The organism is Pseudomonas sp. H1h (assembly GCF_000633255.1).
GTDB lineage: Bacteria > Pseudomonadota > Gammaproteobacteria > Pseudomonadales > Pseudomonadaceae > Aquipseudomonas.
Genome location: NZ_AYMJ01000006.1, coordinates 24,904 through 40,357, shown reverse-complemented (window position 1 = coordinate 40,357; position 15,454 = coordinate 24,904). Strand labels below are relative to the sequence as shown.

Here is a 15,454-nt window from a genome sequence, read left to right as displayed (position 1 = left end):
CTAGACTGCTGACACGTGCCAGACAACAAGAACGCAGAGGTGCATACAGTGAGCGTAGCCCCCGTCCAATCGTCCCTTAATGTCAAAGATCAGGTCAGTGCCGCGGAATGGCAGACCCGGGTCGATCTCGCCGCCTGTTATCGTCTGGTCGCGCTGCATGGCTGGGACGATCTGATCTTCACCCACATTTCCGCCAAGGTCCCGGGCACCGAAGATTTCCTGATCAATCCGTTCGGCTTGATGTTCCATGAGATCACCGCGTCGAGCCTGGTCAAAGTCGATCAGGCCGGCAACAAGCTCATGGACAGCCCTTACGAAATCAATCCCGCCGGTTACACCATTCACAGCGCCGTGCACGAAGTGCGGCACGATGTGGTGTGTGTGCTGCATACCCACACCGCCTCGGGTGTCGCAGTGTCGGCGCAAAAGCAGGGCGTGCTGCCGATCAGTCAGCAGTCGCTGTTCGTGCTGTCGAGCCTGGCCTGTCACGCCTATGAAGGCGTGGCGCTGAATCACGAAGAAAAGGCCCGCTTGCAGGCCGATCTGGGCGAGAACAATTTCCTGATGCTGCACAACCACGGGTTGCTGACCTGTGGCGGCACCATCGCCGACACGTTTCTGATGATGTTCACCTTCCAGCGCGCCTGTGACATTCAGGTCATGGCGCAGACCGGTGGCGCTGAACTGATCGCCATCGAACCGCAGATTCTCGCGGGCGCCAAAGCGATGATTGCCGGCGTCACCAAAAGTGCTCAAGGCATGGGTGGCGCGCTGGCCTGGCCGGCGCTGCTGCGCAAACTCGATAAACAAGACCCCGGATATAAACTCTGATGCCTCTTGCCGAGATTCCTCTGTGTGTCTGGCGCAAACGCAGCCGGACGTTTGTCTTTCGTGGCCAGTCGATCCGTTACTGGACGGCGGGGCAGGGTGAGCCGCTGCTGCTGATCCACGGTTTCCCGACGGCCAGTTGGGACTGGCATTACCTGTGGCAGCCACTGGCCCAGCGTTATCGGGTGATTGCCTGCGACATGCTCGGTTTCGGTGATTCGGCCAAACCGTTGAATCACAGCTACAGCCTGTTGGAACAGGCCGACCTGCAGCAAGCGTTGTTGGCGTATCTGCAGGTCGAACAACCGATCCATGTGCTGGCGCACGATTACGGCGACAGCGTTGCCCAGGAGTTGCTTGCCCGGCATTACGAAAACCAGATCGAAGTCGCCAGTTGCGTGTTCCTCAACGGCGGGCTGTTCCCGGAAACCCATCGCCCGGTGCTGATGCAAAAGCTGTTGCTCAGCCCTTTGGGCTGGATGATCGGCCGTGCCTTCACCCGTGATGGCCTGGTAAAAAGTTTTCGCCAGATCTTCGGTCCGCAGACCAGCCCCACGGAAAGCGAGCTGGATGATTTCTGGAGCCTGATCGAGACCCATCGCGGTCCGCGCATCATGCACAAACTGATCAGCTACATTCCCGAGCGCCGGGTGCAGCGCGACCGCTGGGTGACGGCCATGCAGCGCGATGAAGTGCCGCTGCGGGTGATCGATGGCGAAGTCGATCCGATCTCCGGTGCGCACATGGTCAAGCGTTACCGCGAGTTGATTGCTGACGCCGACACGGTGTTGTTACCGGGCATCGGCCACTACCCGCAGATCGAAGCGCCGGTTCAGGTGCTCAAGCATTATCTGGCGTTTCGCGAGCGCCTGGAGTTGCCGCCGCGCAAGGTCGCGTGCTCGTGATGACACCGGGAGGAGTTTGCTCCTCCCGCCACGCTGCTCATCATCCCCCTGCCTTATCGCCCACCATTCAGCCCCAGCCGTGTTCGTTGTGACCCAAAGCCCCGTGCCTGACACTCGGGGTCATTGTCCCTCGGCCTGCTGGAGTTGCCCCCGATGAATGAGTCCGTACGCTTCGAAGATAAAGTCGTGATCGTCACCGGAGCCGGTGGTGGCCTGGGTCGGGAGCACGCTTTGCTGTTCGCCCGGCACGGCGCCAAAGTGCTGGTCAACGACCTTGGCGGCTCGACCCAGGGTGAAGGTGCCAACGCCTCTGCCGCTGATCGCGTAGTGGCGGAAATTCGTCAGGCCGGCGGTATCGCCGAGGCCAACCACGACTCGGTCACCGACGGCGACAAACTGGTGCAGAACGCCCTCGATGTCTATGGCCGGGTCGACGTGGTGGTGAACAACGCCGGAATTCTGCGCGACAAGACCTTCCACAAGATGGATGACGCCGACTGGGATCTGGTCTATCGCGTTCACGTTGAAGGCGCCTACAAAGTGACTCGTGCCGCATGGCCGCACCTGCGCGAGCAAAACTATGGCCGGGTGATCTTCACCGCTTCGACCTCGGGCATCTACGGTAACTTCGGCCAGTCCAACTACGGCATGGCCAAACTCGGCCTTTACGGGCTGACCCGAACCCTGGCCATCGAAGGTCGCAAGAACAACATCCTGGTCAACGCCATTGCACCCACTGGCGGCACGCGCATGACCGAAGGCCTGATCCCGCCGCAAGTGTTCGAACAGCTCAAGCCAGAACTGGTCAGCCCGCTGGTGGTGTACCTGGCCAGCGAGCAGTGCCAGGAAACGTCCGGCTTGTTCGAAGTAGGGGGTGGCTGGATGGGCAAGGTGCGCTGGGAGCGCAGCCTCGGCGCCGGGTTCGATCCTCGGGTGGGTTTCTCGCCGGAAGATGTGGCGGCGCACTGGCGGCAGATCTGCGACTTCGAAGGCGCGGCGCACCCGAAGGACAATATCGAGGCGTTGAAGGAAATGATGGCGAATTTGCAGAAGTATTCGCTTTAGGCATGCAGGGCCACCCGGCTTCCAGATAATTGCCGGGTGGTTTCTTGTTGATTACTCGTAGCGCTTTTCCGTCACGAACGTCGGTGCTATCCAGTTCGGACCTTTAACGGTTTTCCCATTCGCATCAATAGAAAGTACTCCGTTTTTGAATAACGAGTTGTAAGTGTCCATCAATATGCCTTCTGAAATTACCTCGGTGCGATATCGTCCATACATATTGTCAATGCGCATCGCCGGCCACATCAGGGCAAAGAGTGAAATTACCTCGGACACGGGCTCATTTCTGATTATTTTTTCGACAGTGTTCATTGGCCAAAACTCCTGATGTCTTTTTCGTATTCTCTTTGATCTTGCATATTCATCGCATTCATGGCGCCCTCGGTATAGAGAAGTGTCAGTTCGCTGCCGAGCTTGTAGTCTTCCAAGGTCGCCGTGTGCGCGTTGTTCCATATTGGGGACTGGTCGGAAGGTGATGTTTCGTCGCTGTAACCGAATACCCTGTAACGCTCAAGTTCTCTTATTTCATGAGTGTAGTAGCGCAAGTCTGTATCAGTAATCTCCCAGTACCCACCCAGTATTTTTTCCAGACGTTCAATCATGATGTCGTTGGCATCCGATTGGCTTAAGCGGGCGGTGTGCAGTTTTACCGCATCGATCCCTTTGCGAGTGATGGCAGTCGCACGCCAATCCAGATCAAGTATCGATCCACCCGCTTGCTCCGGATTGAATGCTCGGCCACTGAATTTACCTTTGACGGTGGCACCCTCATATGGACTGCTGAACACCACATACAGCGGTGCAATCCCCGAGTCGTCCGGAAAGACGATGATGAAACGCTCCCAGCCCTCCACTACGATGGGATGCAGATCCAGGCGTCCTTCAATGGGAATGATCGAGGCGCCGCTGTATGGCGTGATCGGCGTTTCAGCGGACGGCAGGAGAGTGGAACTGTTGTCCGGTGTGACTGCTGGCGTCCAGGTCAGGAAATCGTCAGGCGAACCCGGTATGGCAATCTGGTAAAGATCGCTCTGCCCGTTGTAGTCGGCGCTCAGCACGGGAACATCTGTATGAAGGTCGAATCCGTCGGTGGTAACAGCGAACATTTCTGTGCCGCTGCCGATGGATCTGAAGCCCAGTCCTACTGGAAGATCCACGGAGCCCTGACGATCGGCGATCTCTCGCAGGGTCTCGGTGTTTTCCATTGTCAGTTCTGCGAGCGGCACGCTCATCACGAAGCGTTCGCCGTTACCCAATCGAGATGGCATCAGCAGTGCCGCGAAACCGAGGAGCGCTGAGCCCAACGCTGCAGTACTGGCTGCAGTGACGATTTGCACGGCAGAGCGCAATGCCGTTTGTATCGCGAGGCCTTTTTCGGGTGAGAGTGTTATGGCCGTCGCGGCGATAGCAAAGCTCGGGACCGAAGTAGCAATGGCTGAAGCAGGAAAGACGCTGCGGATTTCAAGTGTTGCCAGTTGCCGATCGAGTTTCAGTCGCTCAGCTTCGGTCCTGAGCAATTCCGCCTGCCGTTCTGCTTCGGCCAAAGCTGCAAGCCGCGCTTGTTCTTGCGCCGCTTGCCGGGCTGCTGCTTGAGCAGCGATCCGGGCCTGTTCGGCAGCCCGTTCCTGCGTTTGCGCCAAGGCTGCAGGGCGCGCGTTTTCGCGAGCCTGCAACTGAGCCAGCGCCTCGGCCTGCGCTTTGGCTTGGGCCTGGATTCGGGCCTGTTCGGCGGCAATACGTTCTGCCGCCAGTCGCGACTGTTCCGCCGCTTGCAACATCGCCAGGGTATTTTGCAGGTCGGTCGTGCGCTGGTTGAGTGACTGCAGAACGTGGGCCGCCACGCGGGCATCATTGGCTGCCTGCAGCGACCTTTGCAGCGCTTGCATGGCGATGCCATTGGGCCCCGGCCATTTCTCCATCGTCGTGGCCTTGACCATGAATTCGTTGACATGCCGATTGAATGGATCGCCGCCATAAAACTCATGGGCTGTCACCGTCTTGCGGTGAAACTCGTTTGCCTTGCGTTGGGCCAGTGTGTGCAGTACGCCAAGCTCCCTGATGATGGACTGCACGGGTGCCAGTGGATGAGTGGCGCCTTCGGATCGGACGGTTGCAAGTTCGCTTTCAATGGCATTAGGTAGTTGGCCAAGTCTGTTTTGATAGTCCTGCTCGAGTACCTGATTAGTTGTACGTATTTTTTGCAGGTTCTGATTGTAGGCACTAACGCCGTGACCGATGGGGCCAGCGCGATTGTCATTCGAAGTGCGTGGGCCAGGCCGCATATGGTCAGGCGCCACACCTTTTATTTCGAGTGCGGTATCGATTTCAAGAAAACCTGGCCTGGAAGTATTGGGCGGCTTCGGTGGGTTTTGCATATTCATATCCTTTTGAATGTGCGTGATGAAGTTGTGGTGCTGTGGCATAGCCATGCCGCTGACAAGCGACCCTTGTTGTCAGAGGATGTTTGAATCGTTTTAAGTTACAACAAAGCCTGAGTTAAGAAGTCTGATAAGTTCGTGAGTTAATGCTTGTTGTCTTGAATGAACTTTCGAGGCTTTGGAAAAGGGCGGGGTGCTGTACTTCTTTGCAATAAGAAGTTTCTGATGGAATCTTCGGAGATTTCTTGTAGGACGGGATGCCTGCTTTTCAGCAGGCATAAAAAAGGCCGCTGCAAACGCAGCGGCCAAGGTAAGACGTTGGATCAAGGAGCTACAAATCAACGTCAGTGAACACCGGGGCGATAAATCGACGATTCGACTCATCTGAAATCGGTCGGCGCATGGCGCGAATTGCTCAGCGGCCAGGGGCTTCGTGCTTTGCGGCATGTGCCGTGAAAGCCCGCTCAGAATAAGGACTTGAGCCCGAAGGAAAAATAGCGATTCCGGACATGCACTGTTACGGGGCATGCAACAGTCGTGTCCGGCTGCGGCGGTGCATCACTGAATGGATGGCGGCCTTTGCGTCAAGGTCGCAGGTCGTCGGCCTGGTAGCCCATTCGCCAACTGACCGCGCGCGCCGCTGCCAGCAAGCGCTGGGCAGCAGGGCCGTTTTCGTCGGCGTGGAACAGCGAGGTCGGGCCGACGATGGTCAGCACGGCGGCGATCTGTCCGACCGCGTTGAACACTGGGGCCGACAATGCATCCACGCCCGGCATCAGCAAACCGTGCACATGATGCAGGCTGCGGGTGCGGATCTGTTCACACAGATCCGCATAGATTTTTTCGTTGGCCAGCGGATGGCCGGCGACGGCGATTTCCTGCTCGCGCAATTCATCGGTTTCCCGGTGCGGCAGGTAGGCGCTGAACACCAGCCCGGTGGACGAGCTGAGCAATGGCAGCACCGAACCCAGTTGCGTAACCACTGTCACCGCGCGCACTGCGGGTTCGATGTGCACCACGGTCGCGCCCTGATTGCCCCATACCGCCAAAAAGCAGGTTTCATTCAACTCGTCGCGCAACTCGGATAAGGGCAGGGCGGCGACTTTGAGCACGTCCATACTGTTAAGCGCGGCCAGGCCCACGCGCAGCGCTTCACGGCCGAGGCCGTAATGGTTGGTGGCGGCGTTCTGTTCGGCAAAGCCGCTGGCGATCAGTGCCTGAAGATAGCGGTGCACCTTGCTTGCCGGCATCTGCACATGTTCGGCCAGACGCGACAGCGAGGTGGAGGGCGACAACTCGGCCAGAGCCTTTAGGATGTCGGTGCCAACCTCGGCGGAGCGGACTTTCTGTTTGCCGTTGCTGTCGCTGGTTTTTTCCATGGTGCGGCCGGGATCCGAAAACGAATGGGCGTCTTTATAGCTTGACGCTGGATAGCGAGCAAATTACGTTATGCGTAATCGAATTACGATAATAACAACCCCGGCGTGCCGAAACCTCTGAACCAGAGCGATGGGCCACTGCCGACTCCCTGTTCAGGAGGCTCCATGAACCTCGATTCAAACGCGTCGGAGCTGGCGTACCAGTCCGGTTTCGGCAACGAGTTCAGCAGTGAAGCGTTGCCCGGCGCCTTGCCCATCGGCCAGAACTCGCCACAAAAAGCCCCGTACGGTCTGTACACCGAATTGCTCTCCGGCACCGCGTTCACCATGACCCGCAGCGAAGCGCGGCGCACCTGGATGTACCGGATTCAGCCGTCGGCCAATCATCCGGCGTTCGTCAAACTGGAGCGGCAACTGGCCGGCGGCCCGTTGGGTGAAGTGACCCCCAATCGCCTGCGCTGGAATCCGCTGAAGATGCCCGACGAGCCGACCGATTTCATCGACGGCCTGGTTGGCATGGTCGCCAACTCGGCGGCGGAAAAGCCTGCCGGCATCAGTATCTATAACTACGCCGCCAACCGCTCGATGGAGCGGGTGTTCTACAACGCCGACGGCGAACTGCTGCTGGTGCCTCAACTGGGACGGCTGCGCATTGCCACCGAACTCGGTGTGCTGGACGTGGCGCCGCTGGAGATCGCCGTGCTGCCGCGCGGTTTAAAGTTCCGCGTCGAGCTGCTCGATGCGCAGGCCCGTGGCTACATGGCCGAGAACCATGGCGCACCGCTGCGCCTGCCGGACCTGGGGCCGATCGGCAGCAACGGTCTGGCCAATCCGCGAGACTTCCTGGCCCCGGTTGCCGCTTACGAAAACCTGCAGCAGCCGACGACGCTGGTGCAGAAATTCCTCGGCCAGTTGTGGGGGACCGAGCTCGATCATTCGCCGCTGAACGTGGTCGCCTGGCACGGCAATAACGTGCCGTACAAATACGATCTGCGTCGTTTCAACACCATCGGCACCGTGAGTTTCGATCACCCGGATCCTTCGATCTTCACCGTGCTGACCTCGCCGACCAGCGTGCATGGCCTTGCCAATCTCGACTTCGTGATCTTCCCGCCGCGCTGGATGGTGGCGGAGAACACCTTCCGTCCGCCGTGGTTCCACCGCAACCTGATGAACGAATTCATGGGCCTGATCCAGGGCGAATACGACGCCAAGGCTGAAGGCTTCGTGCCCGGCGGTGCGTCCCTGCACAGCTGCATGAGCGCCCATGGCCCGGACGGCGAAACCTGCACCAAAGCGATCAACGCCGAGCTCAAGCCGGCGAAAATCGACAACACCATGGCCTTCATGTTCGAAACCAGTCAGGTGCTGCGCCCAAGCCGTTTCGCCCTCGACTGCCCGCAACTGCAATCCAATTACGACGCTTGCTGGGCCACGCTGCCCGCCACGTTCGACCCGACCCGGAGATAACCCATGACTCAGAATTCCATCACCCGCAGCTGGGTTGCTTCGGCCAACGGCCATACAGATTTCCCGTTGCAGAACCTGCCGCTGGGCGTTTTCAGCCTCAAAGGCTCGGCGCCGCGCGCCGGTGTAGCGATCGGTGATCACATTTTCGATCTGCAGGTGGCGCTCGAAGCCGGCCTGTTCGACGGCGCCGCTCGCAGTGCGGTCGAAGCCATGCACGGCGGTCTGTTGAACGCCTTCTTCGACCTCGGTCGCCAAGCCCGTGTATCTTTGCGTTCGCGCTTGCTGGAATTGTTCAGCGAGGGCAGCAGCCACCGCGGCGCTATCGAAGCCCAGGGCGCAAAACTGCTGCCACTGGCTACCGATTGCCAGATGCACCTGCCGGCGCGCATCAGCGATTACACCGACTTCTATGTGGGCATCGAGCACGCCCAAAATGTCGGCAAACTGTTCCGTCCCGACAATCCATTGCTGCCGAACTACAAGCACGTACCGATCGGTTATCACGGTCGCGCCTCCACGGTACGTGCCTCCGGCACCGACGTACGCCGCCCGAAAGGCCAGACGTTGCCGGCTGGTGCGAGCGAGCCGACGTTCGGCCCTTGCGCACGTCTGGACTACGAACTGGAGCTGGGCATCTGGATCGGTCAGGGCAACGAAATGGGCGATTCAATTGCCATTGGTGACGCTGCTGAGCACATCGCCGGTTTCTGCCTGCTCAACGACTGGTCGGCCCGCGATATCCAGGCCTGGGAATACCAGCCGCTTGGGCCGTTCCTGTCCAAGAGTTTCATCACCAGTGTTTCTCCCTGGGTGGTGACAGCTGAAGCGCTGGAGCCATTCCGTACTGCGCAACCGGCGCGTCCTGAAGGTGATCCGCAGCCGTTGCCGTATCTGTTCGACAAGCGCGACCAGGCGGGTGGCGCCTTCGATATCGAGCTGGAAGTACTGCTGCTCACCGAAGCCATGCGCGAGCAGAACCTGCCGGCCCATCGCCTGACCCTGAGCAACACCCGCTACATGTACTGGACTGTCGCGCAAATGGTCGCGCACCACAGCGTCAACGGATGCCAGTTGCAGGCCGGTGACCTGTTTGGTTCGGGCACCTTGTCCGGTCCGCAAAGCGGTCAGTTCGGCAGCCTGCTGGAAATCACCGAGGGCGGCAAAAAGCCGGTCGAACTGGCTTCCGGCGAAGTGCGCAAATTCCTCGAAGACGGTGATGAAATCATCCTGCGCGCGCGTTGCGCCCGTGACGGTTTTGCCTCGATCGGCTTCGGCGAATGCCGTGGCAAAGTGCTGGCGGCGCGCTGACAGGAGCGGCTTATGGAACTCTACACTTACTACCGCTCCACTTCGTCATATCGGGTGCGCATTGCCCTGGCGCTGAAGGGGCTCGACTACACTGCGCTGCCGGTCAACCTGATCGCGCCGCCCGGTGGCGAGCATCGGCAGGCAGCCTATCTGGCGATCAACCCGCAAGGCCGGGTGCCGGCCTTGCGCACCGATGAAGGCGAGTTGCTGATTCAGTCGCCGGCGATCATCGAGTACCTGGAAGAGCGTTATCCACAACGGCCGTTGTTGCCCGAAGACCTCGCCGCCCGCGCCCATGTGCGCGGTGTGGCGGCGGTGATCGGTTGCGACGTGCATCCGCTGCACAACGTCAGCGTGCTCAATCGCCTGCGTCAGTCGGGGCACGAAGAGCCGCAGGTGGTGGAGTGGATTGCGCACTGGATCGGTCAAGGGCTGGCGACAGTGGAGCAGTTGATCGGTGACAGCGGTTTCTGTTTCGGCGAGTGGCCGTGTGTGGCGGACGTCTATCTGATTGCGCAGTTGTATGCGGCCGAGCGCTTCAATGTTTCGCTGGAAGCTTACCCACGGATTCGGCGGGTGGCGGCGCTGGCGGCTGAGCATCCGGCATTCATCAAGGCGCATCCGGCCAACCAGCCGGATACCCCTTAGAGCTTCACGCTACTCCAATGTGGGAGCGGGCTTGCTCGCGAATGCGGAGTGTCAGATACGGGGATGTTGACTGACAAACCGCATTCGCGAGCAAGCCCGCTCCCACACATTGTCCGTGTTGCACCTAAAAAATCATAAAAACAAAACAGGTACCTTGCGATGCACAACCAGATTGCCAGCTTCCGGGCGGCACTCGACGCCCGTCCTGTGTCCCGCTATCAGTGGTTGCTCTTGATCCTCCTCGCCTTGCTGCTGGTCACTGACGGGTATGACGCCCAGGTGCTGGGTTATGTGGTACCTGCCCTGGCGCAGGACTGGGGGCTGGAAAAAGCCGCGTTCGGGCCTGTTTTCAGCGCCAACCTGTTGGGCTTGACCCTCGGTTCGCTCGCAGTGACACCGTTGGCCGACCGCTTTGGCGTGCGGCGGATTTTGCTCGCGTGCGTGCTGATCTACGCCAGCCTGACGGTGCTGATGGTGTTCGCCAATTCCCTGAACACCCTGATGATCGCGCGTTTTATCTGCGGCATCGGCATGGGTGGGGCAATGCCCAGTGCCATGGCCCTGATGTCTGAATACTCGCCGCCGCGTCTGCGCACGTTGATGGTGACGCTGGCGGCCTGTGGTTTTTCCTTCGGGGGGGCGGCAGGTGGGTTTGTCGCGGCGGGATTCATCGACCGCTTCGGCTGGCAAGCGGTATTTCTCGCCGGTGGCGTGACGCCGCTGCTGCTGTTTCCGTTCCTGTGGTGGATGCTGCCCGAATCGCTACCGCGCCTGCTGCGCGACTCACCGCCCTATACGCGCTTGCGCAAGGTCACTGCGCGGATGCTGCCGGACTGGCAACCGCCGGCCGCTTCGGTTGAGCAGAACGAACGCGAGCAAGGCAGCAAACTGACGGTGGTCGAATTGTTCCGCAACGGCTACGCACGGCCGACCCTGCTGATCTGGGCGACATTTTTTGTCAGCCTGATTCTGTTGTATTTCATGATCAGCTGGCTGCCGACGTTGCTGCTGGAAAGCGGCCTGAAACTCAATGAAGCGAACCTGGTGACCTCGATGTTCCTGTTCGCCGGCACCGTGGGCGCCGTCTGCATGGCTTGGTTCGCCGACCGTCTGAAGCGCAAGGTACGGCTGCTCTGTGCGGTGTTGGCCGGCGCGGCTGTGTGCACGATTCTGCTGGGTTTGAACCACGACAACCCGCGTTATCTGGTGGCCTGCGTGTTTGCGGCCGGCTTCTGCATCATCGGTGGACAACTGACCCTGAACGCCTTCGCCAGTAACTTCTACCCGGCCCACGTTCGCGCCACGGGCACAGGTTGGGCGTTGGGCGTTGGGCGATTCGGTTCGATACTCGGGCCGCTGTTCGGCAGCATGCTGCTGGCGATGCACATTCCGGTGGCGCAGATTTTCTTCTTCTGCGCGATTCCAGCGGTCATCGCGGCGCTGTTGATCATTCAGGTGCGCGCCCCCTCGGACACCACGCACCCTCCTGTGGGAGCCAGCCTGCTGGCGAAGAACGATAACGCGGTCTGACTGGAAAAACGGCGGCGTCTGCTTCGCGAGCAGGCTCGCTCCCACGCGGGATCTGTGTGATGCAGATGGATAGGTTTACGCCTAACCCTGTGGGAGCCAGCCTGCTGGCGAAGAACGATAATGCGGTCTGACTGGAAAAACGGCGGCGTCTGATTCGCGAGCAGGCTCGCTCCCACGCGGGATCTGTGTGATGCAGATGGATAGGTTTACGCCAAACCTTGTGGGAGCCAGCCTGCTGGCGAAGAACGATAATGCGGTCTGACAGAGCCGTCGGCGGCGTCTGCTTCGCGAGCAGGCTCGCTCCCACACGGGATTTGTGTGATGCAGATGGATAGGTTTACGCCTAACCCTGTGGGAGCCAGCCTGCTGGCGAAGAACGATAATGCGGTCTGACTGGAAAAACGGCGGCGTCTGCTTCGCGAGCAGGCTCGCTCCCACGCGGGATCTGTGTGATGCAGATGGATAGGTTTACGCCAAGCCCTGTGGGCGCCAGCCTGCTGGCGAAGAACGATAACGCGGTCTGACTGGAAAAACGGCGGCGTCTGCTTCGCGAGCAGGCTCGCTCCTACAAAAAAGCGTTTAGTGGACCACGGAGTTCGGGGGCAGGTGGCCGAGGCGTTCGGTCAGGCGCAGGCGCTGGATCGGATCGTCACTGAGCATCAGCGCATGTTCCAGATCGAAGCGCTCGGCGTTCGGGCAGTCGAGGCGTTGGTACAGGCTGGCGCGGGCCAGGTAATCGGCCGCGCTGGCAGTGCCCAGTTGCAGCACGCGTTCGGCATCGATCAGCGCGGCGATGTAATCCTCATGGGCCAGATGCAACTGCCGCAGGTTGCGCGACAGGCGCTGGAGCATCTGCAGCGGCGTGGCGGTGGCCAAGTGATCGGCGTTGAGTTTGAGGTGCGCGCCATACTGGCGCTGCAACAAATCACGGCAATCGTTAGGGTACAGACGACGCCCGCCACAGGGGTCGAGCAAATGGTCGGCGCCGGGCACTCGCAGCAGGAAATGCCCGGGGAAGTTCACCCCGACTAAAGGAATCTCCAGACCGCGCGCCAGCTCCAGTGCAATCAGCGCCAGGGCCAACGGCTGCCCGCGCCGTGTCTGCAACACCTTGTGCAGCAAGGCCGCCTGCGGGCGCAGCGGCAGAAAATCGTCCTGGGCAAACCCCAGATCATTCATCCGCCGCAACAACGGCTGCGCCAGTTCGCTGACCGGCAACATCGGCAAACCGTAGCTGACGCGCTGCTGCAGCTCCTTGAAGTCTTGCTGCAACGCTTCGACATCGAGGCCTTTTTCGTGCTCGGCGGCCATCCACAGCGCGGCTTCGAACAGCGCGGGCGGTGAACGGTGCAGACACTCGAAAAAACGTTGGCGCGGGCTCATCTGAATCTCCGGGGAATGCCTCGTTTTAGCCCCGTCCGTGGCATTCGTCCAGTACCGACCAGGTTATGCCGCAAAGTCACCGTCGAGGCGGGCGCTTATTCCGGTGCGCTTCAGCAATTTTTGGGCGCAAGCCTATACTGGCGTCTACCAGAAGTGATTCGGGAGCCTGCCGATGTTCGCTCTCATGCAAAGCACTCGCCTGGAATCGCTGCACCTCAGCGTTGACCCGGTCACCGGGTTGAAGGCGGTCATTGCCATTCATAACAGTCGTCTCGGGCCAGCCCTGGGCGGTTGCCGTTATCTTGCCTATCCCAACGACGAGTCCGCGGTCGAGGATGCCATTCGCCTCGCACAAGGCATGAGCTACAAGGCTGCGCTGGCCGGTCTTGCCCAGGGCGGTGGCGTCGCGGTGATCGTGCGCCCGGCGCATGTGGAAAACCGCGCGGCACTGTTCGAAGCGTTTGGTCGCTGCATCAATCAGCTCGACGGTCGCTACATCACCGCAATCGACAGCGGCACCTCGGTGGCGGACATGGATTGCATCGCCCAGCAGACCCAACATGTCACCAGCACCACCTCGGCCGGCGACCCGGCACCGCATGCGGCGATGGGCGTGTTCACCGGGATTCGCGCTACGGCGATGGCGCGGCTGGGCAGTGACAATCTCGAGGGCCTGCGCGTGGCGATTCAGGGCCTGGGCAACGTCGGTTACGCACTCGCCGAGCAACTGCACGCGGCGGGCGCCGAATTGCTGGTCAGCGACATCGATCACGGCAAGGTGCAACTGGCGATGGAGCAGCTCAACGCGCATCCGATCGCCAACGATGCGTTGCTCAGCACGCCTTGCGACATCCTTGCGCCGTGCGGTCTCGGTGGCGTGCTCAACAGCCACACGGTGACGCAATTGCGTTGCTCGGCGGTGGCAGGCTCGGCCAACAATCAGCTGACGCATCTGGACGTTGCCGATCAACTGGAGCGACGCGGCATCCTCTATGCGCCGGACTACGTGATCAATGCCGGTGGCTTGATCTATGTCTCGCTCAAGCATCGCGGTGAAGAGCTGGGGACGATTACCGCACACCTGTCGAAAATCTGCTCGCGCCTGACCGAAGTGTTCGCCCATGCACAGGCCGAGAAGCGCTCGCCGGCACGGGTGGCGGATGAGTTGGCGGAGAAAGTGTTGTACCGCTGAGCTGTTCAGCGAGCATGAAAAAGGCCCCGAGCCATTTGACTCGGGGCCTGTTCAATTCAGGTAACGCTTACTTGGCCGCTTTCGCAGTTTTTGCCGGTTTGACCGGTGCTTCGGCAGACTCTGCCGGTTCAGCCACTTCTGCCACCGGCTCGGCCGGTGCGTTGATCAGCTCCGACAGGGCGTCAGGCTGACTCTTGAAGGCCTTGGCGAACACATCGCGATTCTTCGCCATGTAGATCCCGACTTCTTCAACCTGCTGCTCGTTCAGCGACGGAACGGCTTTTTGCAACACTTCGGACAGCATTTCGGCCAGTTCGAGCATTTTGTCATGACGGTCAGCTTCGGCTTTATCCATGAACAAGCGCTCCAGATCTCGGCTGCTGCGGTATACCACTTCGACGGCCATTCACCACCTCACATGCCTTTACATTTAGTTGTCTTGGCGACTACTGTATTTATATACAGCGAAAGGATAAGCGAATCCCTGCGCTTTGGGTAGTGGCTTTTCAATGTAGACCGGATTTGGCGTTTTTTCTGATTCCGGCGCTGAACAAAACGACCCGCGCATGGCGGGTCGTTCGGTTTTCTTGTGGTCAGAACTTGCCGCTGGCGTAGCCTCCATCGATGGGCATGATCACCCCGGTGACGTAAGCCGCCTGCTCGCTGAGCAGCCAGAGTACAGCGTTGGCCACTTCATCCGCCGTACCGAAGCGTTTCATCGAAGTCACGTTGATTTTGCGCTGGGTGTTTTCCGGCGCGGCCCTGAGGCGCGCCTCGCTGTTCATCCCGCCGAGAATCGGCCCCGGCGCGACCGCATTGACGCGAATGCAGCCACCCTCTTCGAGCCGGGCGTTTTCAATCGACGCGACCTGGGTCATGCCGTTGATTGCCTGTTTGCTGGCAACGTACGCCACTTGGCCGCCAATCGGCACGACGCCGGCGCAGGACGAGGTGTTAACGATGGCGCCCGTACCGCGAGTGAGCATGAGTTGCAATTCATGACGCATGCAATGGTAGGTGCCATTGACGTTGATGTTCATCACCTTCATCCAGTCTTCCGGGCACGAGTCCGCCAGTGCGCCGTAACGTGCGGTGACGCCGGCATTGTTGAACGCGCAATCGAGTTTGCCGTAGACCGAACGAATGGTCGCGAAGGCCTGCTCGACCTGCGCCGGATCACCGACATCGCAGGCGATGAACCGGCAGTGTTCACCCAACCGATCGGCCAGGGCCGCGCCTTTTTCCTCGTCTCTGCCGAATACGATCACCTCGGCTCCCGCCCTGATCAGGCGCTCGCTGACAGTCTCGCCAATGCCGCTGGTGCCGCCGGTGACCAGGCATACTTTTCCCAGAAAATCGTACATGTGTCGC

General features: G+C 60.0%; 13 protein-coding genes and 1 pseudogene. 8 read left to right on the top strand and 6 right to left on the bottom strand.

Translation table 11 applies throughout. The annotated features are described in order from the left end of the window. Window positions 1-48: 48 nt before the first annotated feature. The 3 genes from U862_RS0105220 to U862_RS0105210 all read left to right on the top strand — a co-directional run bounded on the left by U862_RS0105220 (window position 49) and on the right by U862_RS0105210 (window position 2,798). The gene (locus tag U862_RS0105220; RefSeq protein WP_025109421.1) at window positions 49-831 is read left to right on the top strand and encodes a class II aldolase/adducin family protein; all 783 of its coding nucleotides are present in this window, start codon (window positions 49-51) and stop codon (window positions 829-831) included. Next, window positions 831-1,733: an alpha/beta fold hydrolase gene (locus tag U862_RS0105215; protein WP_025109420.1), complete on the top strand. Its 903-nt coding sequence runs from the start codon at window positions 831-833 to the stop codon at window positions 1,731-1,733. The genes U862_RS0105220 and U862_RS0105215 overlap by 1 nt, the downstream gene beginning before the upstream one ends. Window positions 1,734-1,886: 153 nt before the next feature. Next, window positions 1,887-2,798, top strand: coding sequence for an SDR family oxidoreductase (locus tag U862_RS0105210; RefSeq protein ID WP_025109419.1), 912 nt, complete (start codon window positions 1,887-1,889; stop codon window positions 2,796-2,798). Between the two features lie 51 nt (window positions 2,799-2,849). Here U862_RS0105210 and U862_RS0105205 read toward each other — a convergent pair whose 3' ends face one another. The 3 genes from U862_RS0105205 to U862_RS0105195 form a co-directional block, all read right to left on the bottom strand. Then, window positions 2,850-3,107: a hypothetical protein gene (locus U862_RS0105205; RefSeq protein ID WP_025109418.1), complete on the bottom strand. Its 258-nt coding sequence runs from the start codon at window positions 3,105-3,107 to the stop codon at window positions 2,850-2,852. Then, window positions 3,104-5,170 (bottom strand): S-type pyocin domain-containing protein, encoded by a 2,067-nt coding sequence (locus U862_RS29390; protein ID WP_025109417.1) that lies wholly within the window; start codon window positions 5,168-5,170, stop codon window positions 3,104-3,106. Before U862_RS29390 ends, U862_RS0105205 begins: the two co-directional genes overlap by 4 nt. 587 nt (window positions 5,171-5,757) lie before the next feature. Then, entirely contained in the window at window positions 5,758-6,552 is a 795-nt protein-coding gene (locus tag U862_RS0105195) for an IclR family transcriptional regulator (RefSeq protein WP_025109416.1), read from the bottom strand. 165 nt (window positions 6,553-6,717) lie between these two features. Here U862_RS0105195 and hmgA point away from each other — a divergent pair, with 165 nt between their 5' ends. The 4 genes from hmgA (at window position 6,718) to U862_RS0105175 (ending at window position 11,508) form a co-directional block, all read left to right on the top strand. After that, entirely contained in the window at window positions 6,718-8,022 is a 1,305-nt protein-coding gene (gene hmgA, locus U862_RS0105190) for a homogentisate 1,2-dioxygenase (protein WP_025109415.1), read from the top strand. A 3-nt stretch (window positions 8,023-8,025) separates the two neighbouring features. Next, the gene (fahA, locus tag U862_RS0105185) at window positions 8,026-9,330 is read left to right on the top strand and encodes a fumarylacetoacetase (protein WP_025109414.1); all 1,305 of its coding nucleotides are present in this window, start codon (window positions 8,026-8,028) and stop codon (window positions 9,328-9,330) included. Between the two features lie 12 nt (window positions 9,331-9,342). Then, window positions 9,343-9,978 carry a maleylacetoacetate isomerase gene (maiA, locus tag U862_RS0105180; protein ID WP_025109413.1) on the top strand — a complete coding sequence of 212 codons (636 nt, stop codon included), beginning with the start codon at window positions 9,343-9,345 and terminating at the stop codon, window positions 9,976-9,978. A 159-nt stretch (window positions 9,979-10,137) separates the two neighbouring features. Beyond that, complete coding sequence (locus U862_RS0105175) at window positions 10,138-11,508, top strand: aromatic acid/H+ symport family MFS transporter (RefSeq protein WP_025109412.1); 1,371 nt, start codon at window positions 10,138-10,140, stop codon at window positions 11,506-11,508. A 579-nt stretch (window positions 11,509-12,087) separates the two neighbouring features. On the opposite strand, the gene U862_RS0105170 is transcribed toward U862_RS0105175, so the two are convergent. Beyond that, on the bottom strand, window positions 12,088-12,891 hold the full coding sequence (locus tag U862_RS0105170) for a SirB1 family protein (RefSeq protein ID WP_025109411.1): 804 nt from the start codon (window positions 12,889-12,891) through the stop codon (window positions 12,088-12,090). Between the two features lie 172 nt (window positions 12,892-13,063). Here U862_RS0105170 and U862_RS0105165 point away from each other — a divergent pair, with 172 nt between their 5' ends. After that, entirely contained in the window at window positions 13,064-14,083 is a 1,020-nt protein-coding gene (locus U862_RS0105165) for a Glu/Leu/Phe/Val dehydrogenase dimerization domain-containing protein (protein ID WP_025109410.1), read from the top strand. Between the two features lie 151 nt (window positions 14,084-14,234). On the opposite strand, the pseudogene U862_RS0105160 reads toward U862_RS0105165, so the two are convergent. Together U862_RS0105160 and U862_RS0105155 are read right to left on the bottom strand one after the other, a co-directional pair. Then, window positions 14,235-14,489 (bottom strand): annotated as a pseudogene (locus U862_RS0105160) (YebG family protein); the annotation flags it as partial. Window positions 14,490-14,676: 187 nt separating this feature from the next. Beyond that, window positions 14,677-15,447, bottom strand: coding sequence for an SDR family NAD(P)-dependent oxidoreductase (locus U862_RS0105155; RefSeq protein ID WP_025109408.1), 771 nt, complete (start codon window positions 15,445-15,447; stop codon window positions 14,677-14,679). Window positions 15,448-15,454: the final 7 nt, after the last annotated feature.

What these genes read in the sequence shown, in the direction of transcription:
- U862_RS0105215 (WP_025109420.1), top strand. Translation starts at nt 831, where the DNA reads ATGCCTCTTGCCGAGATTCCTCTGTGTGTCTGGCGCAAACGCAGCCGG.
- U862_RS0105210 (WP_025109419.1), top strand. Translation starts at nt 1,887, where the DNA reads ATGAATGAGTCCGTACGCTTCGAAGATAAAGTCGTGATCGTCACCGGA.
- U862_RS0105205 (WP_025109418.1), bottom strand. Translation starts at nt 3,107, where the DNA reads ATGAACACTGTCGAAAAAATAATCAGAAATGAGCCCGTGTCCGAGGTA.
- U862_RS29390 (WP_025109417.1), bottom strand. Translation starts at nt 5,170, where the DNA reads ATGCAAAACCCACCGAAGCCGCCCAATACTTCCAGGCCAGGTTTTCTT.
- U862_RS0105195 (WP_025109416.1), bottom strand. Translation starts at nt 6,552, where the DNA reads ATGGAAAAAACCAGCGACAGCAACGGCAAACAGAAAGTCCGCTCCGCC.
- hmgA (WP_025109415.1), top strand. Translation starts at nt 6,718, where the DNA reads ATGAACCTCGATTCAAACGCGTCGGAGCTGGCGTACCAGTCCGGTTTC.
- fahA (WP_025109414.1), top strand. Translation starts at nt 8,026, where the DNA reads ATGACTCAGAATTCCATCACCCGCAGCTGGGTTGCTTCGGCCAACGGC.
- maiA (WP_025109413.1), top strand. Translation starts at nt 9,343, where the DNA reads ATGGAACTCTACACTTACTACCGCTCCACTTCGTCATATCGGGTGCGC.
- U862_RS0105175 (WP_025109412.1), top strand. Translation starts at nt 10,138, where the DNA reads ATGCACAACCAGATTGCCAGCTTCCGGGCGGCACTCGACGCCCGTCCT.
- U862_RS0105170 (WP_025109411.1), bottom strand. Translation starts at nt 12,891, where the DNA reads ATGAGCCCGCGCCAACGTTTTTTCGAGTGTCTGCACCGTTCACCGCCC.
- U862_RS0105165 (WP_025109410.1), top strand. Translation starts at nt 13,064, where the DNA reads ATGTTCGCTCTCATGCAAAGCACTCGCCTGGAATCGCTGCACCTCAGC.
- U862_RS0105155 (WP_025109408.1), bottom strand. Translation starts at nt 15,447, where the DNA reads ATGTACGATTTTCTGGGAAAAGTATGCCTGGTCACCGGCGGCACCAGC.